The organism is Streptomyces aculeolatus (assembly GCF_020400605.1).
In the GTDB taxonomy this organism is placed as follows: domain Bacteria; phylum Actinomycetota; class Actinomycetes; order Streptomycetales; family Streptomycetaceae; genus Streptomyces; species Streptomyces aculeolatus.
In genome coordinates this window covers 913,605-937,194 of sequence record NZ_JAINRD010000001.1, presented here as the reverse complement: position 1 = coordinate 937,194, position 23,590 = coordinate 913,605, and the positions used below count along the sequence as shown (strand labels likewise).

Below are 23,590 nucleotides of genomic sequence, written 5' to 3'. Positions count from 1 at the left end.
GGCTCTTGTGGCCCGGGGGCCGGGGTGTGCAAGGATTGGGCCATGGGTTTTGTGCAGCGGTCCGCCGGCGTGCCGGACGCCGCCCCGGTGCCCGTGTTCCGGTGTCCGGAGCGGCATCCCGTCGCGGTCTTCGTACGGCACGGGATGCTGCCCATCGAGATGGGCATCGTGCACCGGCTCTTCGGGCGCGCCCGGAGTGCGGCCGGGGACCCGCTGTACGAGGTTGTGACGTGTTCCGTCGCGCCGGGCGAGGTGCGCACGGACGCGGACGTGAGCATCAACGTGCGGTACGGGCCGGAGGCGCTGGCCCAGGCCCGTACCGTGATCGTGCCGGCGTCGCACGAGGCGGACGAGGCGTACACGCGCGGACAGCTGCCCGAGGAGCTGGCGGGAGCCCTGGCCCACGTGCGGCCGCAGACGCGGCTCGCGTCGATCTGCACCGGCGCGTTCGTGCTCGCCTCCGCCGGACTGCTCGACGGGCGGCCGGCGACGACGCACTGGGCGTCGGGCGACCGGTTCCGGACGCTGTTCCCGAAGGTGCGCTTCGACCCCGACGTGCTGTACGTGGACGACGGCGACATACTCACGTCCGCGGGGGTGGCCTCCGGCGTCGACCTGTGCCTGCACATGATCCGGCACGACCACGGCTCGGCCGTGGCCAACGACGTGGCGCGGCGCACCGTCGTACCGCCGCACCGGGACGGCGGGCAGGCGCAGTTCGTCCGCCGGCCGGTGCCGGAGCCGGCGGTGTCGACGACGGCGAAGGCGCGGGCGTGGGCGCTCGCGCGACTGCACGAGCCGCTGGCGCTGCGGGACTTGGCGGCGTGCGAGTCGATGTCGGTACGGACGTTCACGCGGCGGTTCCGGGACGAGGTGGGGATGAGCCCGGGGCAGTGGCTGACGGTGCAGCGGGTGGAGCGGGCGCGGCAGTTGCTGGAGGACACGGACCTGCCGGTGGACCGGATCGCGGCGGACGCGGGGTTCGGGACGGCGGCGTCGCTGCGGCAGCACCTGCAGTCGGCACTGGGCGTCTCACCCAGCGCGTACCGGCGCACCTTCCGCGCGGACGGGGACGGGGCGGTCGCCTGAGGCGCTGTGGATGCCCAGGCCCCGTTCTCCCTCCGCCAGTTCCGGCCGCAGCTCCAGCCCCTCGTCGTAGTCCCCGCCCCGCTCCGGCCGGTACGGCAGCGGGGCCGTCGTCCCCAGCCCGTGCAGCCGCTCGCGCAGCGCCTCCGCCACCGCCGGGTAGTCCTCCCGCGTCAGGCGGTCCGCGCCGTAGACGACGAACGGCGGGAGCGGTGCCATGCCGGTGTAGAAGAACGTGCCGTGGTGCAGCGGCCACAGCACCTCGTCGATGTGCCCGTGGATGCCGCGCGGGCCGAAGCTCGCCTCGCGGGCGCCGACCGACGTGACCACGACCGCCCGCTTGCCGGCCAGGCCCCCGTCCCCGTACCGCCGCGTGTTGCCCTGCGCGTCCTTCACCTTCGACGCGAGCCCCTGCACGAGCACCCGGTCGAACCACCCCTTGAGGATCGCCGGCGGCCCGAACCACCACAGCGGGAAGTGCACGACGAGCGCGTCCGCCCACGCCAGCTTCTCGTGCTCGGCCGCGATGTCGGCGCTGACCGTACCGGCCCGCCAGCCGTCCTCCTGGGCGTCGCCGACCAGCAGGCGGCCGCCGGCCGCGTCGCCGGCCGCGTCGTCGCCCGCGTAGTCGTCCGCGTCGAGTACGGCCTTGAAGCCCATGGCGTACAGGTCGCTCTGCCGGACCTCGTGCCCCGCGGCGCGCAGCGCGCGGACGCCGTCGTCGCGGAGCGAGGCGTTGAGGGAGCGGTGTTCGGGGTGGGCGAAGAGCCAGAGGATGTTCATGCTTCGAGCCTCGCGCCGCCCCGGACCCGGGACGAGAGCCGTGTCGCCATCATTCGCAATAATCGCGCCACGGGCCGGCCGCCCGCCCGCGACGCGCCCGCGACCGGAGAGGGTCGAGTGGCGGTGCGCCCGTGCAACCCCGAGCCCTGCACGGCGAACCGCCACCCGGCATCGGCGGATGGGGACGTGCGCCGGATGCGCGACCCGCCTTCGCCAAGGGCGTCCGACCGGCCGGCAGCCCTCGGCGTCCCCTCACGACGAATCGCTGCCCACAAGGGTGATCAGGCCCGTACGCCTCGTCAACACCTGTTCCGCACCGGAGGTGTCACGTGCTGTTCGTGCCGGCGCGTGCGTGTTCGTGCGCGCCCGCGAAGAGCGCGCCGTCCGCGCCGTCCGCGCGCTCCCCCGGCGGCCGGGCGAGGGCACAGGCGCGGTCGATCTCGCACCAGATGACCTTGCCGAATCCTTCCGCCTGCCACCCCCAGCGGTCGGCGATGGCGTCGACCAGCTCCAGTCCCCGGCCGTGCGTCTCGTACTCCTGCGCGCGCCGCTGCCGCGGCGGGGCGGCGCAGGTGTCGACGACCTCCACCCGGTACGGACCGCAGTCCGCCGGCGAGGCGGGGAGGGCGAGGCGTAGCTCGGCGGGGCGGTCGGTGTGCACGACGGCGTTGGTGACCAGCTCCGAGACGAGCATCACCAGCGACTCGGCGTACGGCTCGTCCGCCTCCACCCCGGTCCATGCCAACCGCGCCCGCGTCCACCGCCTGGCCCGGCCGACCTCGACGGGGTCGGGCCACACCTTGAGATGTACCTGCAGGGTCTGCACCGCTCACACCATCCTCGGGATCACGCTGCGTGATCTCTCTGCCGTCCAGGATGATTGACGTAGCGTCACGGCAACAAGCGCTTCGGGCATATCCCAGCGCGAAAGAGTGCGCGTGCGGCATACTGTGCGACGCTCGCGGCCGACGGTCGAACGCCGGTCCGGCGTCGACCACTCATGCTGCTGTGACCTTGCACGAGTCCGGCAATTCCGCACCGCCCCGGCCACCGATTCTCGGGCCGCGGGTCCGTGTCGCCGCATGACAACTCGCACCTGATGAAGGGTAGTGGAGTCGGGGCCGACTTCGTTGCGTAACGGAAGAGTTCGCCCATGCGTGTTGGGGCTCTGCCCAGTTTCGGCACTCTCCGTAGTTGAATCGCCGCCCCCTTCCTCTTGCGCTGCCGGGCATCGATGTATAACTTCTTATACATGAGCGAGCAGGTCCACAACAGACTGGCGGTGATCCGCGCAGAGCGGAGCGTGTCGCGGAAGCAGCTGGCCGAGGCCGTCGGCGCGCACTACCAGACGATCGGGCACATCGAGCGCGGGCAGTACAACCCGAGCCTCGACCTCGCTCTGCGCATAGCGGAGTACTTCGAACTGCCGGTGGAAGTGCTGTTCGCCCTCCGGCCGTTCCGCCCGCTCAGCGACGAGCTGTACGGGCCGCAGGGCCACGGGAACGCACGCGACAGGCAGGACAGCGCAGACAGGGGAGCACGATGACCCAGCCCACGACCGAGCGCGCCTTCGGCGACGCGAAGAAGGCCACCACGTACGACCGCGCCGTGTTCCGGGTGATGAACGACGCCGCCGTGCGCCCGGCGTTCGCCACCGCCGGGCGGCGCCGCGCCGTCGTCGGCGCCCATGCGGCGCTCACCGTCGCGACGCTGACGTGCACCAGCCTGCTGTACGTCCGCGATACCGCCTGGCTCGTCGCGCCGTTGGCCGTCCTGCTGGTGCTGTGGGTGGTCGCGACCGGCACGCTGAACGGCGGCACGCGCGGCCTGCTGGAGCTGCGTACGCGGATGCTGGACGAGCGGCAGCGCGCCGACCGCGACCGCGCCGGGGCCGTCGCGCACCGGGCGGCCACGGCGCTGCTCGCCGCGGCGGCAGGGGTGTTCGTGCTCGCCGAGGCGGTGGGCGCGGACGGGCTGCCGGGGGTGCCGGCGGTGTGGGTGCTGGTGTACGCGCTGGCGACGGTGTGGCTGATGCCGCTGTGGGTCGCGGGGCTGCAGGCGCGCGACGAGCCCGCGGACGACTTCTCGGACGACTTCGCGGACGAGTTCCAGGACGGCGCCGCGGACGGGGCCGGCTGAGCCCCAACTCCCCCGGCGGCTACGCCGACAGCGGCTCGGCCGTGCCGCTCGTCGCGTCGTCCACGTCCGCGTACACGGCGAACAGCCGCCGTACGCCCAGCGCCGCGAGCACCCGGTTCACGTGCGCCCCGCCGGAGACCGCGGTGCGCGAGACGCCGCCGGTCGCGCCCGCGGCGCCCACCCCGCCGTCCGCCGGCAGGATCAGGCGGAACTCGCCGCCGCAGGAACTCAGCAGCCGGCGCGCGGCGATGAGTACGCCGACGCCGCTGGAGTCGCAGAAGCGGACCGCGGAGAGGTCGAGGACGAGGCGGCGGCGGCCCTGGGCGACGGCGTCGTGCACGTGCTGCCGTACGCGTGGCGAGGTGACCAGGTCCAGCTCGCCGCAGACCCACAGGACGTACCAGTCGCCTCGGTTGTCGGTGGTCACCTGCAGCAAAGACACCCGGTCGCTGTCCTTCCGTCGCCTGTCAGCCTGTCGCGCCCGCTCGCCCGTCCGTTTCTGCCATTCGCGTCTGCCGTGTTGCACGTGTCACCTGCTGTGCCCACGGCACACAAGATGAAACACCGACCCTATGCGCAATCGCCCCACACGTCCCCCGCATTCCGGGCAGCACCGGATAACCGTTGGCAATTCGTTGCCTTCTGCTGCGCGCCATCCGGTACAGATAGCGCTCCGAGGGCATGCGCCCCCGCTCCCCGGCGCTACATTCGTGGGCAGCGGTAACCAGGGGCGGGCGACGGATAGGGGGCGCATGGCGCACGGCACCGGACCGCACGGCACCGGCCAGGGCGCCTTCCCGCCCCGCTGGAACCGCAAGATGCAGCAGCGGCTCGCGCGCGGCGAGGCCGCGGCGCTCAGCGAGCTGTACGACCGCTTCGCGCCCCTCGTCTACGGCCTCGCGCTGCGCGTGCTGGAGAACGAGGAGGAGGCGAACGGCGTGCTGTCCGAGGTGTTCTCGTACGTCTGGCAGCACCCCGACGCGTACGACCCGAAGCGCGGCCAGCTGCGCTCCTTCCTGGCGGGCCTCGCGCACAAGCACGCCGTGCGGCGGCTGCGCTGGGCCGTGATCCAGGCGGGTGCGGCCGGCGAGATCGCGGACAGCGAGGAGCGCATCCGCGCCGTCACCGCCGCCGCCCGCGCCGACTACATCGTCACGTCCATGCCGGAACCGCTGCGCGCCGCGCTGGAGCTGGCGTACTTCAAACGCCGCGACTACCGCCAGACCGCCGCGGAACTCGGCGTCTCCGCCGACGAGGCGCGCCGCCGGCTGCGCCTCGGGCTGCAGATGCTGGCCACCGCGTACACCGAGGCCGGGCGGCCCTCATGATCATGGGGCCCTACGACCACCGCCGGCTGAAGTCCCTGCTCGGCGCGTGGGCGCTGGCGGCCTGCGCCCCCGAGGAGACCGCGGCCGTGGAGGCGCACTTGACCGACTGCGCGCCCTGCGCGGACGAAGCACTACGGCTGCGCGATGCCGTACGCCTCCTGCACCCGCACGACAACCTCGACATGGACCCGGCCCTGCGCAGCGGGGTCCTGGAGCTGTGCCTCACGCGGCGGATGCCGGGGATCCCGATGCCGCGCTGGTCCGTGCCGTACGACGCGGAGGCCGCCCGGCTCGACGCGCTGCTGGACGACATGGGCGAGGCGGACTGGGGCGCTCCGGTCCAGCTCGCGTGGTACGACGACGACCGGCCGTCGGTGCGCGAGACGTCGGTGGCGGGGGTCATCGGCCACCTCCTGGCCGTCGACGGGCTGCTGGCCCTCGCGCTCGGCCTCCCCGACCCGCTCGCCGCCGACACGCCCGCCGACGAGACCCACCCGCGCACCGTCGCCTCCCCCGCCGGGCGCACCGAGGCGCTGTGGCGGGAGGCCGGGTCGTCGTACGCCGAACAGCAGTCGCTCGCACGGGAGTTCCGGCGCAGGCACGCGAGCAAGATGCGCGACGAGTGGCGGACCCAGACGTACGCGCTGATAAGGACCGCGGGGTTCGCCGGCGGCGGCGTCGCCGACCTGCTCGTGCCGTACGGCGGCGGGGCCACGCTGCCGCTGCGGGACGCCTTCCTGGACCGGGCCTTCGAGTGCTGGATGCACGCCTGGGACATCGCGGAGGCCGTGGACTACCCGTACGTGCCGCCGACTCCCGAGCACATGCACCTCATGATCGACCTGGCGGCGCGGCTGCTGCCGCAGACGCTGGCCGCCCGGCGCCGCTCGGGGCGCGCGGCACCGCCGCGCACGCTGGTGGCGGCGGGTGCGCCCGGCCGGACGCTGCACCTGGAGGTGGAGGGCAAGGGCGGCGGGAACTGGTACCTGCCACTGGACTCGCCGGCGGCGCTGGAGGGCCTGGAGTTCTGCCGGCTGGCGGCGGGGCACGTGTCACCGGAGGAGGCCGCGGTGGGACGCGACGGGGAGCGCGAGGCGGTGGACGACTTCCTGTACGCGACGGCGTCGCTGTCGCGGCTGTAGGAGCCGCGGCGGCGGGGCGGAGGCGTGCCGGCGGCTACGCGAAGACCACCGTGCGCGTGCCGTTCAGCAGCACCCTGTGCTCGCTGTGCCACTTCACCGCCCGCGCCAGCGCCTGGCACTCCACGTCCCGGCCGACCGCCACCAGCTGCTCCGGCGTCACCTCGTGCCCGACGCGCTCGACCTCCTGCTCGATGATCGGGCCCTCGTCGAGATCCGCGGTCACGTAGTGCGCGGTGGCGCCGATCAGCTTGACCCCGCGGGCGTGCGCCTGGTGGTACGGCTTCGCGCCCTTGAAGCTCGGCAGGAAGGAGTGGTGGATGTTGATGATCCGCCCCTCCATCTGCTTGCACAGGTCGTCGGAGATCACCTGCATGTAGCGCGCGAGCACCACCAGCTCGACGTCCTCGGCCCGGACCAGCTGCAGCAGCCGCTGCTCCGCCTCCGCCTTGGTGTCCTTGGTGACCGGCAGGTGATGGAACGGCACGCCGTAGGAGCCGGCCAGCTCCTCGAAGTCGGTGTGGTTGGAGACCACGGCGGCGATCTCCACCGGCAGCGCGCCGATGCGGGCGCGGAACAGCAGGTCGTTGAGGCAGTGCCCGAACTTGCTGACCATGAGGAGCACCCGCATCTTGGTGCCCCGCTCGTGGATCTGCCAGTCCATGGCCCACGACTCCGCCACCGCCGCGAAGCTGGCCCGCAGCTTCTCGACGTTCGCCTGCGACTCGGCGGAGAAGTGCACCCGCATGAAGAACAGGCCGGTGGTGGGGTCGCCGTACTGCTGGCTGTCCTCGATGTTGCAGTCCGTCATGAAGAGATAACTGGAGACTGCATGCACGATGCCCTTTTTGTCCGGGCAGGACAGCGTCAGTACGTACTCGCTCATGGGCCTACGATCCCACACCCGTCAGGCGGCGCCCGTCATGATCGCCAGCACCTCCAGGGAGCGCGGCGGGGCGTCGGGATCGTCGCCGTCGTTCTCCGCGAGCCGTACGTGCGCCTCCCGCGCCGCGCGCACGGCCTCGGGCCAGGCGTGGTTCTCCATGTACGCGGTGACCGGCGAATCCGCGCCGACCTGGTGCATGATGCGCAGCACGCGCAGCACGGCGACGTCGACGAGCGCGGCCTCGCGGGAGTCGCGGAAGATCGTCCCGACGTACTTCTCCGCCGACCAGTTGTCCAGCCAGGTGTCCTCGACGAGGCGGTAGACGGCGTCGGTGACGTCCCCGTACCCCGCCGTCCCCGCCGCCCAGTACTCCCGCTGGAAATCCTGGTCGGAGAGCATGTGCAGCGCGGAGCGCACATTGGCGCGCCAGCGCCACCACGGCATGTCGTTGATGGGCATGGGCACCATGGTGGAGTAACGGCGGTCGCGGCGGGAAGCCCTTTCACCGACGGGACCTCCGGCGTCCCTCCCGGTGCCGTTCGCGGGGCTCACAGCTGCGTCGCCTGGCGCTGCGTGAGGCCGTACTTCTCCGCGATCGGGTTCCAGAGCCCGGCGGCCTCCTCCTTGGCGGTGGTGGCGTCGCCGCTGGCGGCGTTCCCCGCCGACAGGTGGTTCCCGCCGCCGCCGCAGCCCTTGCCGCGCTTGGCGGCGTCGGCCCAGGCGGCGTAGTGGTCGTCGGCGGAGGCGCTGGCGTTCCAGGCGTCGGTCAGGGAGCGCGTCAGGTCGGCGTTGGACGGGAGCTTGTCGACGCTCAGGTCGGAGAGCCGGGAGACGAGGTCGCGGCGCTGGCCGGCCGCGTCGCGCAGGTCCTTGGCGGCCTTGCCGAGCGCCTTGCACTCGCGGATGTTCGCGACCGAACTGATCACCGCGTCGCGGCTGTCGTTGCTCTCCGCCAGCAGCGCGTCCAGCTCCTCGGCCTGCGCCTCGGCGGGGTCGTCCTTGACCGGCTTCTCGCCGCCGTCGTCCTTGCCGCCGCCGTCGTCCTTGCCGCCCGGGTCCTGGTCGGCGCTGGCGCTCGGAGTGGCGCCGCTGGCGGTGTCGCCGCCGCCGTCGCCGCTGCTGAGGAGCCAGCCGGCGGTGATGCCGACGGCGGCGCATGCGGCGGTGCCGATGGCGATGGCGGCCCAGCGGGGGATGCCGCCGCGGCGGTCGTCGTCATCGTCGTAGTAGCGGCCGCCGGGGCCCTCGGGGCCGTTGCCGTACGGGCCCGGGGGCGGGCCGGCGGCGTGCTGGCTGCGCGCGTGGGGCGGGGCGCCGTACGGGGGGTTGCCCCCGGGGCCGCCCGGCCCGGGGCCGGCGGGTCCGCCGGGGCGGACCGGGGGGAGCCGCTGCGTGGCGCCGGGGTCGCCGGCGGGGGCGCCGGGGCCGCCGGGGGTGTCGCGGAACAGGCCCTCGAACTGCGTGTGCACCGGCGCCGCGTGGCGGCGCGAGCGCGGGGAGTCGTCGTCGAAGGCCGGCGGGGCGAACGGCGGCTGGCCGGCGGGCTGCGCCGGGGGCTGCACGGGCGGGGCGCCGGGGTGCGGGGGCGGCTGCTCGCCGGCGGCCTGCGGGTCGTAGGCGCCGGGCAGGGGGCCCTCGTACGGACCGGGGAGCGGGGGGATGAGCTGCGTCGCGTCGGCGTCGTCCCCGGGTCTCTGCTGCGGTGCGGCGGCGACCGGGGGTATGAGCTGGGTCGCGGCCCCGTCGTCCGCCGCGCCCGGCGGCGGCCCCGCGGGCGGCTGGTGCGGAGGGCCGCCGTACGGCGGCCGGGGGGCGGTGGGGTGGCCCGTGGCGGCGGCGGCCTCCGGGCCGCCGAGCGCGCCGGGGCCGCCCGGCGCGCCCGCCGACCCGGGAGTGGCCGGGAGCGGCCAGGGCTGCGGGTCGGCCGGGGGGGCGCCCGCGGGCTGCGGGCGCTCCGGACGGTTGCCGAGGTGACGTATCTGCTGGGTCGACTCGTCCTCGGTCTCCGCGGCTGCCGCGGCCGGGGACGGGTCCTGCGCCCACCACGGCTCGCCGCCCGGGGGCGGCCCGGCGCCGTCCGACGCGGGGGGCACCGCTCCCGCGCGCTCCTCGCGCCGGGGCTCGCTGCCGTGTCCGTCGTGGGTCAACGGGACTCCTCAGGGGTACGGACTCTGACCGTCCGGACACTACCTGCTCGGTGCCGCGGTGAGCCAAGAGCCCAGCCCATGGCACCGGGCGGCGAACTCCCGGACCGCCGGCTCCGCCTCGTACGGCTCCAGGCTCCGCGCCAGCCGCGCGAGTTCGGCCGCCGCGCGGCCCGAGGCGAGCCCGTCGAGCAGCCGCAGCGCCCGCGTTCCCGTCCGGCACGCCTGCACCGGCTCGCGCCGCCCGCTCTGCGCCCGTCCCAGCGCCGCGAGCGCCAGGCAGCGCAGCCGCGCCGACGACTCCGGCAGCCCGGCGAGCGCCTCCTCCGCGCGCCGCTGCGCGGCTTCGTAGCGGCCGAGTTCGAGCAGGGCACAGGCCAGTTCGTAGGCGAGCGCGGGACGGCCGAAGCGGGCCAGCCACGCGGGCTCGCGCCCGCGCGCCGGGTCGCGCGCGGGCTCCCGTGCGCCGCCCGGCACGCCCGGCACTCCCGCAGCTCCCGCGGGGCCCGCCGGGCCCGCAGGCGCCGTCGGGCCCGCAGCGCCCGTCGCCGTACCGCCGCGCGTTCCGCTCGACTCCGCCTGCTCCAGCGCCGTCCGCGCCCGCGCCGCCGCCTCCCGGAACGCCGCCTCGTCCCCGAGCCCCGCCGCCCCGCGCGCCTCGGCGGCGCTGAACAGCGCCTCGGCGCGCGGCGGCACGCGGTCGCGGGTGCCCTCCCGGGCGGTACGGGCCAGTTGGACGACCTCGCGGTGGTTGCCCAGCGTGGCGGCCAGCCTGCTCATGCCGGCGGCCAGGACGTAGCCGCCGAAGGCGCGGTCGCCGGCGGCGTCGGCGAGGCGCAGGGCCTGGACGTAGTAGCGCTGGGCGACGCCCGGGAGGCCCGTGTCGGCGGCCATGCCGCCGGCAAGCTCGGTCATCCGGGCGGCGGCGGCGAGGAGTTCGCGCCCGACGCCGTCGTCGTAGCGGCCGGCGAGCAGGCCGGAGACGACGGAGTTGAGGTAGTGCACGGTCACCGGCCGGTAGTGGCCGCTGCCGTGCCGGCGGTCGAGGGCGGCGAGGGTCGCTGTGGTCTCCCGTACGGCCGTGACGTCGGTACGGGTGACGGACCGCCCCGAGGTGCGGGCGAGCGGCGGCCCCGGCGCGCTGATCAGCCAGTCGCGGCTGGGCTCGACGAGCGCGGAGGCCACCGGGGTGGCGCGGGTCAGCACCTCGCGCCGGCCCACGTCGGCGCGCCACAGCTCGCAGACCTGCTCGACGGCGGCGGTGACGGTCGGGGCGTAGATGAGCCCCAGGGCGGTGCCGGAGTGCCGGGAGTCGGCCATGCCGACCTCGTCCAGGGTGACCGCGCGGCCGAGCTTGCGGCCCAGCGCCTCGGCGATCATCGCGGGCGCCTGGCCGCGGGGGCGCTGACCGCGCAGCCAGCGGGCCACGGAGGTCTTGTCGTAGCGCAGGTCGAGGCCGTGTTCGCGGCCGCACATGTTGACGCGGCGGGCCAGCCCCGCGTTGGAGCAGCCGGCCTCTTCGATCACCACCTGAAGTCGTACGTTCGGCGTGCGTGCCTCGATTGGCCTGGCGGCCATGGGTAGTCCTCCCTCAGGGGGCCGTGCTCGGCCGGTTCCTGCCGGAACCGCCAGGACGATCATTTCCCGCGAAATAAGCGGAAAACGCCATGCTCCCCACCCGCGCATCCGTGCGCCCCGCTGCCGCAACGTTGCTGCGGGCGAACCCCCGGAAGGCCCGTAACCCCTGCTCACGGCTGGAGTTGAGCCGTCCGTGAAGGAGACCCTGGGAGCAGAGGCGACGCACGTACCCCGACAAGAGAATCCGCGCGGGCAGAGCGAAGAACTGCTGTCCGCAGCCCTGCGGTACGCGGAGGGCCGGCACTGGGACGTCGTGCCGGGCACATGGATGGAGACCGACGACGGGACCGGCGCACAGCGGTGCTCCTGCGGCGACGCGGCGTGCCACGCGCCGGGCGCGCACCCCGCGCGGCGCGACTGGAAGGCAGCCGCTACGGCCAGCGCCACCACCCTGCGCCGCATGTGGTCGAAGCACCCAGGGGCGGCGGTACTGCTGCCCACCGGGCGGGCGTTCGACGTCGTGGACATCGCGGAGGGCGCCGGGTGCCTGGCGCTGGCGCGGCTGGAACGGGAGCGCAGGGAACTGGGGCCGGTGGCGGCGGCGCCGGACCGGCGGATGTACTTCTTCGTGCTCCCGGGCGCCACGGCGAAGGTGATCGACGGACTGCACGCGCTGGGCTACGCCTCGTCGGCCGCCCTGGACCTGGCGGTACGGGGCGAGGGCGACTGGGCGGCGGCGCCCCCGACGCGGTTCGGGACGAGCGGCTCGGTGCAGTGGCTGCGCCGGCCGACGGTGTCGGACCCGTGGCTGCCGGACGTGACCGACCTGATCAGCACACTGGCGTACGCGTGCGGCCGGGACCGTCTGGGGCCGCGGCGCAGCGCGTAGCGCACGGGGGCGGGGCGGAGGGCCGCCGGAGCACCGGGCGGGGGGCGCGGTTCATGGGGGCGTCAGGCGCTCCCCGCGGGGGGCACGGCCGACGAAGGCGGCCCGACCCCCGGCGTCGCAGGCGCCGGGCGGCCGATGGCCGCGTACGCGGCGGCCCGCCGCCCGTACATGCCGGGCCCGTCCCTGCCCCGCGTCTTCCCCACCGCACGCAGACGCCGGCGATGCGGCCTCCGTACCGCGTCCGGGCCGGTGCCGTCCGCGTCCCGCCGGGCCCGCCGCAGGGGGCTAGCTCGCCGCCCCGGCGGAGCCGGCCTGGGCGCGCCAGGCCGGGAGGAGTTCGTCCAGCAGCGCTTCGGTGCGCGGCGGCAGGCCGCGGGCGCCGTGCAGGGCGCCCGCGCGGCCGAGCAGGTCGGCGGCGGTGGCCTCCAGCCGGGCGGTGTCGCCGGTGGCGTGGACGGCGCGCAGCAGTTCGTTCCACAGCCGCTCGTCCGCCGGCGCGACGACCAGCGCCGCCTGCACCGCCGCGACCGCGCCGTCCGCCTGCCCCGACTCGCGGCGCAGCGCGGAGAGCGCCAGGCCCGCGTCGGCGACGAGCAGCGGCAGCTGGGCCTCCACGATCTCGTTGGACAGCCACCCGTACCGCCCCTGCGGCCGGTCCGCGAGCAGCGGGCCCGCGGCCAGCGCCAGCGCGTCGTTCAGCAGCCGCTCGCGCGTCTGCGGGCTCGACTGCCTGGTGGGGTCGGTCGCTTCGAGGTGCAGGGTGCGCAGCACGTCCCAGTCGGAGACGACCGACGTGGACAGCGCGAGGCGCCCGTCCGCGTCCGGCGCGAGCCGCGCCGCGCCCGAGGGGTCCCGGCCCAGCCAGTTGACCAGCCGCTCGACGAAGGCGTCGCGCACGTCGTCTGTCACGCCGCGCGGCCACAGCGCGGCGGCGAGCACCTGCGGGTGCACGCCCTCGCGGTGGAACAGCAGCAGCGCCAGCGCCTCGCGCAGCAGCGGGCTGCGCTCGCCGTCCGGCTCGGTCAGGCCGGCGATCTCGTACGAGCCGAGCAGCCGCGCGTACACCGCGGGCCGCCCCTGCTCCGACAGGTCCACGGTGAAGCCGACCTCGCCCGCCGCGCGCGTGACGGAGATCCCGCGTCCGTCCGTGCCGCTGGTCGCCGCGCCTTCGACCTCCACCTGCGAGAAGAGCTCCACGAGCGCCTCGTGCTGCTCCTGCGGCAGCCGCTGCGCGGCCAGCTCCAGGCCCAGCAGCGGGGCGCGCAGCCGCCCGTCGCGGGTGATCTCGAACTCCCAGGAGGCGCCGCTCAGTTCCTCCTGGCCGGTACCGACGAGGTAGCCGATGCCCAGGCGCGAGGAGCCGCCCGCGAGGTGCGCGAGCTGGTCGGCCTCGGCGGCGGTGGGCTCGGTGGCGACGAGGACGAGGTGCGGCGCCCACTGCGTACGCCCCGTCTGCCCGGCGCGGCCGGTGAGCACGCTGTCGTGGCCCGCGTTGCCCAGCGCGTTGGCGCGCTGCGCGGACTCGGCCTCCATGACCTCGATGAGCGCCGGCACGTCCTCCAGGTAGCGCACGCGCGTCGGCGCCAGCTCCGTCAGCCGCTCGCCGAAGCCGACGACGGTCACCGACATCCGGTCCGACCAGCCGTTGGTGGCCAGCTCCGCGGCGATCGACGACAGCACGGCGAGCCGGTCCGCGGGGGCGCCCTTGACCGCGGCAATGCCGGGGACGGCCTCCAGGTTGAGCAGCAGCCGGGCCTCCTCGCGGGTGCCGAGGCTGGCGAGGCCGGGGTACGGGGCGGCGGCGTCGCCGCCCTCCTCGGGCTGCGGGTAGCCCTCGATGTCGGCGCGGTCGATGCGCCAGAACGTCTGGTCCTGCCCGGTGCGCCACGGGGCGGGCGGCTCGCCGGCCACACCGGCGAGCTGCAGGTACAGGTCGGCCTCGGTCAGCCAGGCGGCGTAGATGGTGGGCAGCGGGCGGGCGGCCTCGGTCAGCGACGCGGACAGGCCGCGCAGGGCGCGGTCGAGGAACCGCACGCCGCCGGGGTCGGCACCGACGAGCAGCGCGTCGCGGGCCAGCGCGGCGCGCCCGGTGGGCTCCGCGCCCGTACGGCCGGCGCCGCCGCTCTGGAACGCCGCCTGCCACAGCGCCTGCCGGCGCCGCCGGCTCAGCGCGCCGAGCACGCCGGCGGCGAGCAGCGGCGCGGCGATGAGCACCTCCGGCAGGCCGATGCCGCCGCCGTCGCTGTGCACCTCGGGGACCGCCTGGTCGCCGCGGTCGCCGCGGTCGCCGGAGTCCGTGCCGGTGCCGCCGCCGTCGCTCTCGCGGGTGGGGACCTGCTGGACCGACTGCTCGCCGCCGCGGTCGCCGCCGTCGCGGTCGACGGCCGGGGTGTCGGGCACGAGGCGCTCGCCGCGGCCGGAGGTGGCCTGCCGGTCGTCACCGCCCTTGTCGCGCTCGTCGAGCGTGGGGCTGGACCTGTCGTACTCGTTGATCTGCTCGGCCTCGGACTTGGACACCTCGTTGCGCTCGTCGGGCATCTCGACCAGGTCGCCGCCCTGCGCGTCCGCGGGCATCTCCATGATCCAGCCGGGGCGGATGAGGCTGGCCTGGCTGAGCTTGGAGCCGTCGGGCTGGATGCGGTCCTTGTTGAGCTGGTAGATCTCGCCGTAGCGGCGGCCGTCGCCCAGGTGGCGTTCCGCGATCTCCCACAGCGAGTCGTGGTGGCGGCCCTCGGGCGGCTGGATGCGGTAGAACTTCGTGTCCCGCTCGGCCTGTTCGCGGGTGTCCTTCTGCACCTCGCCGCCGGCGCCCTGGCCCCGGGGCGTCTCCACGTCCACGGCGGGCCTGGCGGTGTCGACCTGCTGGCCCGGGGTCTGCTGGGCGGCGGCGACCGGCGGCTGCTTGTGCTGGTCGAGCTGCTGGCCGAGGTCGGAGAGGCCGGGCGCGAAGCTGGCGGCGCTGGCCGTGAGCAGCAGCACGGCGGCGACGAGCTGGCGGGCGAGCGCCTGGCTGGCGCCGGAGCCCGGCACCCGGCCCGGCATGCCCATCCCGGAGACGGCGGCCCTGGCCTCGACGAGCACGCAGGCGGCGAACTGCGCCCAGGCCAGCCAGACGACGACCGCGAAGACCTTGACGAAGACGTCGGCGGTCACGTCCTCGTTGAGCATGCTGACGGAGGGCGCGGAGTCGGGCAGCGGCCAGCCGATGAAGTAGGCGAGCGCGCCCGGTACGCCGACGACGAGGACCACGAGCGCGAGGAAGGCGAAGAACGCCTTGATGACGTCGCCGAAGGTACGGCGCTGGATGCGTACCGGTACCGGAGTCCTGTTCGCACTGCTGCGTGCCATCGCTGGTCCTGAGCCCTCCCGGTCGGCGCGGCGCGGACCGCGACCCCCTGATGCGCGCGTTTCGCGCGCAGGCCGCTGGGCGGCGTCCCCGTACTTGCCCACCTGACGTTACCGAAGGCCGTTTTGGGGGTCGAGCCCAGGCAGGTGACTGCATCGTCACGACCTCGTCACCGCGGCCGTGCAGCGCACGGTGGCAGAGCAGCATGAGGGGGGCGGCGGCGGGCCCGCGCGCACGGCAAGGCCGCCGGCGCCGCCCCGCGTTCTGCGGTGCGGCCCCGGCGGCCCGGGCGTACGGGCAGTGCCCGCGCGCGGTCAGCAGTACGGGATGTGGTCCACGTTCTTGACGTAGCGCGCGGCGATGAAGCCGTTGTGGGAGCTGATCTTGTACCAGATGGCGTTGCCCCACACGTCCTGGCCGTCGACCTTGCAGTCGATCCAGACGATCTCGCCGCGCGGGATGAAGCCCTTCTCGTGCGAGGCCGTGGTGGGCTGCGAGCGGATCAGGATGCCGGGCTTGGCGATCACCACGCCGCGCTGCGAGTGGCTCCAGTCGTCCCAGGTCTTCATCGCGGGCGTGTGGCCCGCCGTGGTGGCGGCGACGGGGGCCGCGCCCAGCAGCCCCAGCGCCATGGCTCCCGCGGTGAGCGCGACGGCGGTCTTCGTTCTCTTCAGCACAGATGCCCCTTGACAGTCGATCGGAGTGAGGCGGTCGCCTCGGTCCGGTTTGTATGACTATCTGACCGATGTCTGGGGCGTAGCTCGCCGAGGAGGGGCTATTTCCCCCGATTGGCAGGACGGCCTCCCGCGTACGGCCCACAGCCCCCGCTACGCGGGGCCGCCGGCGGTCTCCACGAGGTGCACCAGCAGCGCGGCCGCGTCCTTGACGTCGCCGGTCGTGCCCGGGAGCACCATCGTGCCGACATGGTTGCCCCAGCCGGGCGAGACGTTGTACTTGGTGCCGTTCAGCGTCAGTGCCACGGTCTTGCCGCGCGTGAAGCGCACCATGGCGGCGCCCGCCACCGCCACCGGACCGCTGTCGATGATCTGCCCGTTCGAGTCGAAGAGGTTCAGCGTGCCGTTGTCCACGGTGATCGTGCCGTGCTGCGCCAGGGGGCGCAGGCCCTTGCCGATCTGCACCTGGTCGAAGACGTGCTCGGGCTCATTCACAGGCTCTGCCTCTCGGGTCTCGGATCCGCCGGACGTGCGCGGCCTACGGCTCGCCGACCTCCGTGCGGGGTTCGGCGCGGGCCTTGCCGGTGGCTTCCAGGGGCCCGCTGAGGGCCAGGCCCGTCAGCAGCGGGCGGTAGCTGAGGACGACCTCGACCTCGACGAAGGTCTCGCCCTTTGCCTTGCACGTCGCGGACTCGACGTCGCCGTTCTGGACCGTCACGTGGGCCATGAACTCCTGCACCCGGCGGTTGCAGTTCTCGTGCCGGATCGGAGCCTCGAACTCGGTCTGGCCCTCGTACAGCGCCTCCTTGTCCGTGTCCTGCGCCGCGTACCTGGCCGCCTGCTCGGCGATGTCCGCGGCCCGCTCGCGCTGCGAGATCGCCAGGCCGCCGTCGACGACGAACGCCGCCAGCGCCATGAACAGGAACGCGAAGATGATGACCGCGCCCGCGCCCGAGCCCCGCTCGTCCAGCCGGTCCGACCGCCGCGCAAGGCCGTCGCGCAGCCGCGCGGCCAGGGTCCGTACGCGCCTCATGCCGCCCTCCTGTACGGGTCGAGCGGCGCGGACGACGAGCCCGTCATCCGCGGGTCGATGTCCAGGCCCAGCATCCCCAGGCCCTTCACCTCGCAGGTCACCTCGACCGTGATGATGCTGCTCGCCTCGCCCGGCTCCGGCGGCGCGAAGTCCCCCGACAGGTCCACGTCCACCGGGCCCGTGCACACATCGCCCTCCAGCTGCGACTCCGCCGCCCGCTGCGCGGCGCGCTGCGCCTCGCCGACGGTGCGCTGCAAGGACGCGGCCCGTACGGCGTCGCGCGCCGCGCCGTCGACCCCGCCGCGGCCGTCGACCAACTGGCCGAACGCGACGAGGACGAGGATAAAGAGGAACATCACCGGGGCAAGGATCACCACCTCGATGGTCGTCACCCCCCGGTCGGACCGGAGGTCACGGCGCCCGCCCGGCTCCCCCTGCTCCCCCGGCTCTCCCGGTCCCTCCGGCGCCCGGGCCCCGTGCTCACCCAGGTCGCCGCGCGCCCCGTTCACAGCCATGCGTCCCCGTCCCCCGTCATCCCAAGTCCGGTACGAACCGCTCGATCGGCCCCTCCGACTCCGCCCGCGCCTTGAGGTCGATGAACGGGAAGACGTTGACCACATCGCCCTCCACCTCCACCCCGACCCGGTCGTCCGCGCCCTCGTACACCCGGATGTCCGGGCTGGTGAGCAGCTTCGGGCCGACCGTGTTCAGCCGATCATGCGCCGCCTGCCGGGCCAGGCCCTGCCAGCCGCCCGGGTTCGACTCGGCGGTCCTGCGCGCCTCGCGCGCCCCGTGCTGCGCCGTCGCCTGCGCGACGTGGTCGGCGAAGAAGTACAGCCCGAACTGCACGGTGGCGAAGATCATGAAGTACAGCACGGGGGTGAGCAGCACGAACTCGATCGCGGACATGCCGCGGTCGCCTCCGCCCACGCCGTGCCGGCCGCTGCCCGGCCCCGTGTCACCGCCGCCGCCGTCGCCGCGGCAGGCGTCGAGCCTGCGCCGCAGCCACGCCGGCGCCTGCCGCCGTGTCGTCGTCGTCATGATCGTCAACCCACCCGTGAGCCCGCCCCGTCAGCCGCCGGCTCAGCAGCCGTCGGCGCCGGCGTTCTGGATGCAGTCCTCCACATCCGACGCACCGTCGCTCAGCGCGCGGTTGATGATGACGGCGACCGCGCTGACGATCGCCACCACGATGGCGGAGATGATCACCCACTCCACGGCGGAGGCGCCGCGGTCCAGTTCGCCCGAGCGGGCCCGCTCCACGCGGCCGCGCAGGAAGGTGACCAGGAAGTCGATCGTCGGGTGTCCGGTGCTGGTGAAGCGGTTCTTCATGACGTCGTTACGTCCTCTCTGCGTAGCGGGGGGATGACTCAGACCTGCAGCACGCGGATGGCCGCGGGATAGACCAGGAAGACCAGGAACCCGGCGCACAGCAGTAGTTGTGCGACGAGCATGGACTGCGACTTCTCGCCTGCCGCCCCCTCGATTTCGGCAAGCTCGCGATGTCTCATGGTCTCCGCCCTGGACGCCAGCGACTCGCGCACCTTCGCGCCGTCGTCGGAGACCAGTGCCAGCGACGCCGACAGGTCCTTCAGCTCTTCGATCCCCAGCTCGTCGCCGAGATTGCCGAGCGCCTGCCACTGGCTGGTGCCGGTGATCCGGGCGTCGGCAAGTGCGTTGCGCACCCTGCGCAGGGCCCAGCCGTCGCTGATGTCGGCCGCGGCCATCAGGGCCTCGGGCAGGCCGCGCCCGCCCGCCAGGTTCATCGCCACCAGGTCCAGGTACGCGCCCACCACGCGGCGCAGGTCCTTGCGCTTGTCGGCGGCGTCCCTGCGTACCTCCAGGTCGGGCAGGAGGAAGAAGAGCAGGGCGGCGACCAGCGCGAGCCAGACCGGGATGACCGGGTTCAGGCCGAAGCCGGCCACCGAGATCAGCGCGTACACGCCGGGGCCGAAGACCAGCCCCACCGCGGACAGCAGCACCTTCGTCGCCAGGAAGCTCTCCCAGGACCGGTCCAGCACCGCCAGGTCGGAGCGGAGCGAGCGCTGCTCCCAGCCCTGCCGCAGGTAGAACTCCGCGGCCCGCTCCCCCACCTGCGCGCGCAGCCCCCCGAAGCGCCCTTCCTCCTTCTGGTGCGGCGAGGACGTCGTCGTCCGGCCGGAGCCGCGGGCGCGCATCGCGTCGACCCGCGCGACCGTCGCGACGGCGCCGCGGCGGCCGGGGGCGATGGCCCGTACGAGCAGGTAGATGCCCAGGCCCATCACCGCGCCGATGACGACGGAGTACGTCAGTGTGTCCGCACCCTGGAACTCCATCAGGAGACCTCCTCACGCGGCCGGACGAAGGCGACCTGCTGCGGCTGCTGCTTCGCGCCGGCCAGGAAGCGCTCGGGCGTCTCGATCGTCGACAGCTTGCGCAGCCACCAGAAGCCGGCCGCGAACAGCCCGCAGACGCAGGCCAGAACCGCCTGGCCGACCGGCGAGCCGTACGGCTCGACGAAGCCGCGGTTGAAGACCGACAGGCCGAGCACGAACGCCACCGAGACGCTGACGACGATCTGCACGCTGCGCCGCGTGGAGGCGCGCTGCGCCATCACGCGCTGGCGCATGTCGACCTCCTCGCGCGCCGACTTCGCCAGCGCGCCCAGCACCTCGCGCAGACCGGGGCCGCGCAGCCGGGCGTTGAGGATCAGGGCCGCGATGATCAGGTCGGCCGAGGCGTCGTCGAGGTCGTCGGCGAGGTGCTGCAGGGCGTCCGGCAGGGGCGTACGGGAGCGCAACCGGTCGACCATCGCGTCCAGATGCGGCCGCAGCGCGGGCGCCGAGGCCCGGGCGGAGGCCGGAATGGCCTGCTCCAGGCCGACCGCGCCGGCGATCGTGTCGCGCAGCGACTCCGTCCACTGGGCCAGCGCCTCGACCCGCTTCATCGCCAGCCGCTCGGCGGCGGCGCCGCCGAAGAGCTTGTCCCAGAACGCCACCAGCACGCCGGTGGCCAGGCCGGCGACCGGCCAGCGGGTCAGCAGCAGCACCAGCAGCCCGGCGACCGCGGCGAGCGTCGCCCGCTGGCTGGCGAACCGCACCAGCTCCGCGGCCCGTTCGCCCTCCTGCTGCTTCTCGTGCTCCGGCTTCGCCGGCAGGCCGCGGATCGCCACGATGAGCAGCGCGACACCGCCGCCGATCACCGCGCCGGCGAGCAGCCCGTAGCCCATCGTGACGGAGAAGACCGAGCCGTTCATGAGCCGCTACCTCCAATCCCCGCTGGGCTGGTATCCGAACGGAATGAGCTCGTCGATGCAGTGGATCGGCGCGTGCGGGTGCAGCAGTCCGTCCGGGCCCTCCTTGAAGACCTCGGACGACATCACGCGGCCGTCCACGCCGTTGACCTCGCGCACCGAGGTGACCGAGCGCTGGAGGCCGCCGCCCTGGTGGTAGAGGTTGCGGCGCTCGATGAAGACGACGAAGTCGATGGCGCCGGCGACCAGCATCTGGCTCGCCTCGACCGGCAGCCGCTCGCTGGCCTGGAGTGCGTACGTCGAGATGCGGTTGAACACCTCGGAGGAGCTGTTGGCGTGGATCGTGGACAGCGAGCCGTCGTTGCCCTGCGACATCGCGTTCAGCATGGTGACGATCTCGTCGCCGAGCACCTCGCCGACGATGACGCGGGACGGGTTCATACGCAGCGACCTGCGCACCAGCTCGGCCATCGTGATGGCGCCGTGGCCCTCGGAGTTGGGCAGCCGCTCCTCGAACGCGACCACGTTGGGGTGCAGCTCGGGGAACTGGTCCAGGCCCAGCTCCAGCGCGCGCTCCACCGTGATCAGCCGCTCGGGGGCGGGGATCTCGTTGGCCAGCGCACGCAGCAGCGTCGTCTTCCCGGCGTTGGTGGCGCCGGCGATCATGATGTTCTTGCGGGCCCGCACCGCGCAGGTGAGGAACGAGCCCAGCTCCGCGGAGATCGTCGCGTTGCCGACGAGGTCCGGGAGGAACACCTTGCCGAGGCGGGCACGGCGGATGGACAGCGCCGGGCGGCGGGTGACGTCCATGACCGCAGAGAGCCGGGAGCCGTCGGGCAGGCGCAGGTCGAGCTGCGGGTTGGCGGAGTCGAACGGCCGGGAGGACAGGCCGGAGTAGGCGCCCAGTATCTGGATGAGCTCGACGAGTTCCTCGTCGCTCTCGGCCACCGGATCGACCTTGGCCTCGCGGCCGTCGGCGTAGCCGACGAAGACGTGGTCGAAGCCGTTGATGTCGATGTTCTCGACCTCGGGGTCGTCCAGCAGCGGCTGCAGCCGGCCGACGCCGAAGAGGGCCGCGTGCACGGCCGCCGCGTACGCCTCCTCGGTCTCGGCGTCCAGCGGCGTGCGGCCGTAGTTGATCTCGGCGCGGGCGTAGTCCTCCAGGATCTGCGCGATGACGGCGCGGGCGAAGTGCCGCTCGTCCTCGGCGGACATGGGGGTGACGCCGGCGAGTTGGTCCTCGTGGCGCTGGCGGGCTATCCGGTCGCCGGCTTCCTGGCGGAAGCGCTTGACGAGGCCGTGGTCCACTGCGGGTCCGCTGGTCATCGGGCGGCTCCATGGCGGGGGCCGGGGCCCTGCGCGGTGCCCGGGCCGGGGTTGGCGCCGGGGTTGGTGCCGGGGGCGCCGTAGGCGGGGTGCTGACCGGGGGCGGCGGGCTGGCCGGGCTGGCCCGGCGCCGGGGGCTGCTGGCCGTGGGGCTGCTGCGCCGGGTGTCCGGGCCGGCCCGGCTGGGCGGGGTGGCCCTGCTGCGGTACGGCGCCCGTCCCCTGGGCCGGGGTGCCGCCGCCGTACGGTGCCTGCGGCGCCCCGCCGCCGTACGGCGCCTGCGGTGCGCCCGCGGCCGCCGGCTCGGCCAGCAGCGAGGTGCCGAAGTTCTGGTGCAGGTCGCTGGCGACCTTGCGGATGGAGCGTACGAGCATCGACTTCTCCGCGCGCCCGCGCCGCCGCCCCGCCAACTGCTCGGCGCCCGCGAGGTCGTCCGCGACCACCCCGAGCACCCGGGCGCCGGACTGCGACGCCGTGAGCATGTCGTTGACCTGCGCGGCGACCTTCGCGGCGCCGGACGGCTCGGTGACCAGCAGCACGCCGATCAGCGGCGTGCCCAGCGCCGCCGCGCCGCGCTGCGTGCCGTGCAGCCGCGCGGACAGGGACGACGCCCGGTCCCGTACCCGCGCGATCTGCTCGGGCAGCGCGCGGGCCACCAGCAGCACCAGCGCGGCGTGCGAGAACAGCTCGACGGTCCCCGAGTCCACGCCGACGCGCCCGCAGTCGGCGATCACGTCCGCGCCGCCGTGCGGCGACTCGGCGAGGGCGGCGAACGCCCGGCCCAGCGTGGGCCAGAGGCGGGTGAGGCCGGCGGACTGGTCGGAGTTGCCGAGGCCGACGATGACGTCGAGCCCGCCGGACATCGGCTGCGCGTGGTCCCACAGCTGCTCCGCGGCGATGCCGCGGCGGGCGGTGGCGGCCAGCGACAGCATGCCGGTGTTCGGGTCGAGTGAGCTGCCGTTCTGCCCGACCGAGCGGTAGACGAGGTCGCCGCCCGCCGGGTCCGCCTCGGCGAGCAGCGCACGCCGGGGCCAGACGGCGGCCAGCGCGACGGCGGTCGTCGTCACGCCGGGCGCGCCCTTGTCGGCCGCGACTGCGATCAGCGCCATGGTGAGTTCCCTCGCTCCCGTGAAGACCCGTTACGACGTCAGCTACCGCTGGATACGAGAGTCAGGCCGATCTCCTTCTCGGACGCCGCCGCCACGAGAGGACCCGCCTGTGCCTTGTCGACGAGGAGATTGACGGTGACGGTTCCACTGGTGACCGTGCCCTCGTCGCCGCGGCTGATGCTCTGCACCTTGACGCCCTCGGCGAGCACCTCGCCGGCCGCGACGCTGCCGGAGGAGCCGGTGCCGCTGTCGCCGCTGTCGCCGGTGGTCGGGCTGTCGCCGACGTAGTAGGCGTCGACGCGGGCGCCGTCGACCAGGCCGCCGGGCATCTGCGCGGCCTCCATGGTCACGCCGACCACGGTCTGGCCCTCCTTGAGGCCCTTGCCTTCCTGGATCATCTCGGGGACCAGGACGCTGCCGGGGACGAGGTCGGTGGTGGCGTAGAAGTCGCCGAGCTGGCTGCGCTGGTCCCAGCGGATGTACGGGACGTCGCTGTCCTTCGGCATCATCACCTGCTCGACGTCCGAGTCGGAGATGCCCTCGCCCGCGGGGACGCGGTCGGAGATCTGCACGGCGGCGACCTGGTTGCCCGCGCGCAGCACGAGCACGGCGGTGCCCAGCGCGCCGGCGAGGATCAGGAGCACGGCCAGTGCCGCCAGCGCCGGTTTGCGTTCGCGAGGAGCAAACGGCAGTCTGTCGCCGGACTGCGGAACAGGGGCGGCCGACCTGCCGCCCGCGGCTGCCGTGCGTTCCCTGGTCTTCACGGAATCACCCCGTAACTCGCCGTTTCCTGGCCGAAATTCCCCTACCTGATCGGCCGAGAACGCCGCAACAGGTTGTCAAGCCATCGAACCGTAGCAGTAGCCTAAACCCCCCTCAACCCGCGTCAGGCAACGAG

The 23,590-nt window shown here is 74.2% G+C and carries 25 protein-coding genes; 6 read left to right on the top strand and 19 right to left on the bottom strand.

Annotated elements, in window-relative coordinates:
- Positions 1 to 42: 42 nt before the first annotated feature.
- A complete protein-coding gene (locus LG396_RS04120; protein ID WP_225793576.1) occupies positions 43 to 1,089 on the top strand; it encodes a GlxA family transcriptional regulator in 1,047 nt (348 codons plus the stop codon).
- On the opposite strand, the gene LG396_RS04115 is transcribed toward LG396_RS04120, so the two are convergent.
- Both LG396_RS04115 and LG396_RS04110 read right to left on the bottom strand, forming a co-directional pair.
- Complete coding sequence (locus LG396_RS04115; protein ID WP_225793575.1) at positions 1,033 to 1,869, bottom strand: NAD(P)H-dependent oxidoreductase; 837 nt, start codon at positions 1,867 to 1,869, stop codon at positions 1,033 to 1,035. The two genes, LG396_RS04120 and LG396_RS04115, sit on opposite strands and share 57 nt — an antisense overlap.
- A 325-nt stretch (positions 1,870 to 2,194) precedes the next feature.
- Entirely contained in the window at positions 2,195 to 2,695 is a 501-nt protein-coding gene (locus tag LG396_RS04110) for an ATP-binding protein (RefSeq protein WP_018839465.1), read from the bottom strand.
- Positions 2,696 to 3,121: 426 nt separating this feature from the next.
- Here LG396_RS04110 and LG396_RS04105 point away from each other — a divergent pair, with 426 nt between their 5' ends.
- Together LG396_RS04105 and LG396_RS04100 are read left to right on the top strand one after the other, a co-directional pair.
- On the top strand, positions 3,122 to 3,415 hold the full coding sequence (locus LG396_RS04105) for a helix-turn-helix transcriptional regulator (RefSeq protein ID WP_199850179.1): 294 nt from the start codon (positions 3,122 to 3,124) through the stop codon (positions 3,413 to 3,415).
- A complete protein-coding gene (locus LG396_RS04100; RefSeq protein ID WP_225793574.1) occupies positions 3,412 to 4,008 on the top strand; it encodes a hypothetical protein in 597 nt (198 codons plus the stop codon). Before LG396_RS04105 ends, LG396_RS04100 begins: the two co-directional genes overlap by 4 nt.
- A 19-nt stretch (positions 4,009 to 4,027) precedes the next feature.
- On the opposite strand, the gene LG396_RS04095 is transcribed toward LG396_RS04100, so the two are convergent.
- Entirely contained in the window at positions 4,028 to 4,444 is a 417-nt protein-coding gene (locus LG396_RS04095; protein ID WP_018839462.1) for an STAS domain-containing protein, read from the bottom strand.
- Between the two features lie 316 nt (positions 4,445 to 4,760).
- On the opposite strand from LG396_RS04095, the gene LG396_RS04090 reads away from it, so the two are divergent.
- Both LG396_RS04090 and LG396_RS04085 read left to right on the top strand, forming a co-directional pair.
- Complete coding sequence (locus LG396_RS04090; protein ID WP_100299714.1) at positions 4,761 to 5,336, top strand: sigma-70 family RNA polymerase sigma factor; 576 nt, start codon at positions 4,761 to 4,763, stop codon at positions 5,334 to 5,336.
- Positions 5,333 to 6,478, top strand: a complete 1,146-nt coding sequence (locus tag LG396_RS04085; protein WP_225793573.1) for a zf-HC2 domain-containing protein — start codon at positions 5,333 to 5,335, stop codon at positions 6,476 to 6,478. The genes LG396_RS04090 and LG396_RS04085 overlap by 4 nt, the downstream gene beginning before the upstream one ends.
- Before the next feature lie 34 nt (positions 6,479 to 6,512).
- Here LG396_RS04085 and purU read toward each other — a convergent pair whose 3' ends face one another.
- From purU to LG396_RS04065, 4 genes are all read right to left on the bottom strand, one after another.
- Positions 6,513 to 7,361 (bottom strand): formyltetrahydrofolate deformylase, encoded by an 849-nt coding sequence (purU, locus tag LG396_RS04080; protein WP_225793572.1) that lies wholly within the window; start codon positions 7,359 to 7,361, stop codon positions 6,513 to 6,515.
- Positions 7,362 to 7,382: 21 nt separating this feature from the next.
- Entirely contained in the window at positions 7,383 to 7,820 is a 438-nt protein-coding gene (locus LG396_RS04075; protein WP_018839458.1) for an SCO4402 family protein, read from the bottom strand.
- 89 nt (positions 7,821 to 7,909) lie between these two features.
- Positions 7,910 to 9,508: a hypothetical protein gene (locus LG396_RS04070; protein ID WP_225793571.1), complete on the bottom strand. Its 1,599-nt coding sequence runs from the start codon at positions 9,506 to 9,508 to the stop codon at positions 7,910 to 7,912.
- Positions 9,509 to 9,547: 39 nt separating this feature from the next.
- On the bottom strand, positions 9,548 to 11,083 hold the full coding sequence (locus LG396_RS04065; RefSeq protein WP_225793570.1) for an NsdA family TPR-like regulatory protein: 1,536 nt from the start codon (positions 11,081 to 11,083) through the stop codon (positions 9,548 to 9,550).
- A 193-nt stretch (positions 11,084 to 11,276) separates the two neighbouring features.
- Between LG396_RS04065 and LG396_RS04060 the strand changes: the two genes are divergently transcribed.
- A complete protein-coding gene (locus LG396_RS04060) occupies positions 11,277 to 11,972 on the top strand; it encodes a bifunctional DNA primase/polymerase (RefSeq protein WP_026276588.1) in 696 nt (231 codons plus the stop codon).
- Between the two features lie 285 nt (positions 11,973 to 12,257).
- Here the strand turns inward: LG396_RS04060 and LG396_RS04055 are convergent, their stop codons facing one another.
- The 12 genes from LG396_RS04055 to LG396_RS04000 all read right to left on the bottom strand — a co-directional run bounded on the left by LG396_RS04055 (position 12,258) and on the right by LG396_RS04000 (position 23,456).
- Positions 12,258 to 15,320, bottom strand: coding sequence for a LysM peptidoglycan-binding domain-containing protein (locus LG396_RS04055; protein ID WP_225793569.1), 3,063 nt, complete (start codon positions 15,318 to 15,320; stop codon positions 12,258 to 12,260).
- A gap of 312 nt (positions 15,321 to 15,632) precedes the next feature.
- A complete protein-coding gene (locus tag LG396_RS04050; RefSeq protein ID WP_037745442.1) occupies positions 15,633 to 15,995 on the bottom strand; it encodes an SH3 domain-containing protein in 363 nt (120 codons plus the stop codon).
- A 150-nt stretch (positions 15,996 to 16,145) separates the two neighbouring features.
- Positions 16,146 to 16,487: a hypothetical protein gene (locus LG396_RS04045; RefSeq protein WP_225793568.1), complete on the bottom strand. Its 342-nt coding sequence runs from the start codon at positions 16,485 to 16,487 to the stop codon at positions 16,146 to 16,148.
- A gap of 43 nt (positions 16,488 to 16,530) precedes the next feature.
- A complete protein-coding gene (locus LG396_RS04040; RefSeq protein ID WP_225793567.1) occupies positions 16,531 to 17,025 on the bottom strand; it encodes a TadE/TadG family type IV pilus assembly protein in 495 nt (164 codons plus the stop codon).
- A complete protein-coding gene (locus LG396_RS04035) occupies positions 17,022 to 17,417 on the bottom strand; it encodes a TadE family protein (protein ID WP_018839450.1) in 396 nt (131 codons plus the stop codon). The genes LG396_RS04040 and LG396_RS04035 overlap by 4 nt, the downstream gene beginning before the upstream one ends.
- A gap of 139 nt (positions 17,418 to 17,556) precedes the next feature.
- Entirely contained in the window at positions 17,557 to 18,066 is a 510-nt protein-coding gene (locus LG396_RS04030; RefSeq protein ID WP_225793565.1) for a TadE family protein, read from the bottom strand.
- Between the two features lie 42 nt (positions 18,067 to 18,108).
- On the bottom strand, positions 18,109 to 18,357 hold the full coding sequence (locus LG396_RS04025; RefSeq protein ID WP_018839448.1) for a hypothetical protein: 249 nt from the start codon (positions 18,355 to 18,357) through the stop codon (positions 18,109 to 18,111).
- A 38-nt stretch (positions 18,358 to 18,395) separates the two neighbouring features.
- Entirely contained in the window at positions 18,396 to 19,340 is a 945-nt protein-coding gene (locus LG396_RS04020) for a type II secretion system F family protein (protein ID WP_037745433.1), read from the bottom strand.
- The gene (locus tag LG396_RS04015) at positions 19,340 to 20,260 is read right to left on the bottom strand and encodes a type II secretion system F family protein (RefSeq protein ID WP_018839446.1); all 921 of its coding nucleotides are present in this window, start codon (positions 20,258 to 20,260) and stop codon (positions 19,340 to 19,342) included. The genes LG396_RS04020 and LG396_RS04015 overlap by 1 nt, the downstream gene beginning before the upstream one ends.
- A 6-nt stretch (positions 20,261 to 20,266) precedes the next feature.
- Entirely contained in the window at positions 20,267 to 21,583 is a 1,317-nt protein-coding gene (locus LG396_RS04010) for a TadA family conjugal transfer-associated ATPase (protein WP_026276586.1), read from the bottom strand.
- Entirely contained in the window at positions 21,580 to 22,692 is a 1,113-nt protein-coding gene (locus LG396_RS04005) for a ParA family protein (RefSeq protein ID WP_225793564.1), read from the bottom strand. The genes LG396_RS04010 and LG396_RS04005 overlap by 4 nt, the downstream gene beginning before the upstream one ends.
- Positions 22,693 to 22,730: 38 nt before the next feature.
- The gene (locus LG396_RS04000; RefSeq protein ID WP_026276585.1) at positions 22,731 to 23,456 is read right to left on the bottom strand and encodes a CpaB family protein; all 726 of its coding nucleotides are present in this window, start codon (positions 23,454 to 23,456) and stop codon (positions 22,731 to 22,733) included.
- Positions 23,457 to 23,590 lie beyond the last annotated feature (134 nt).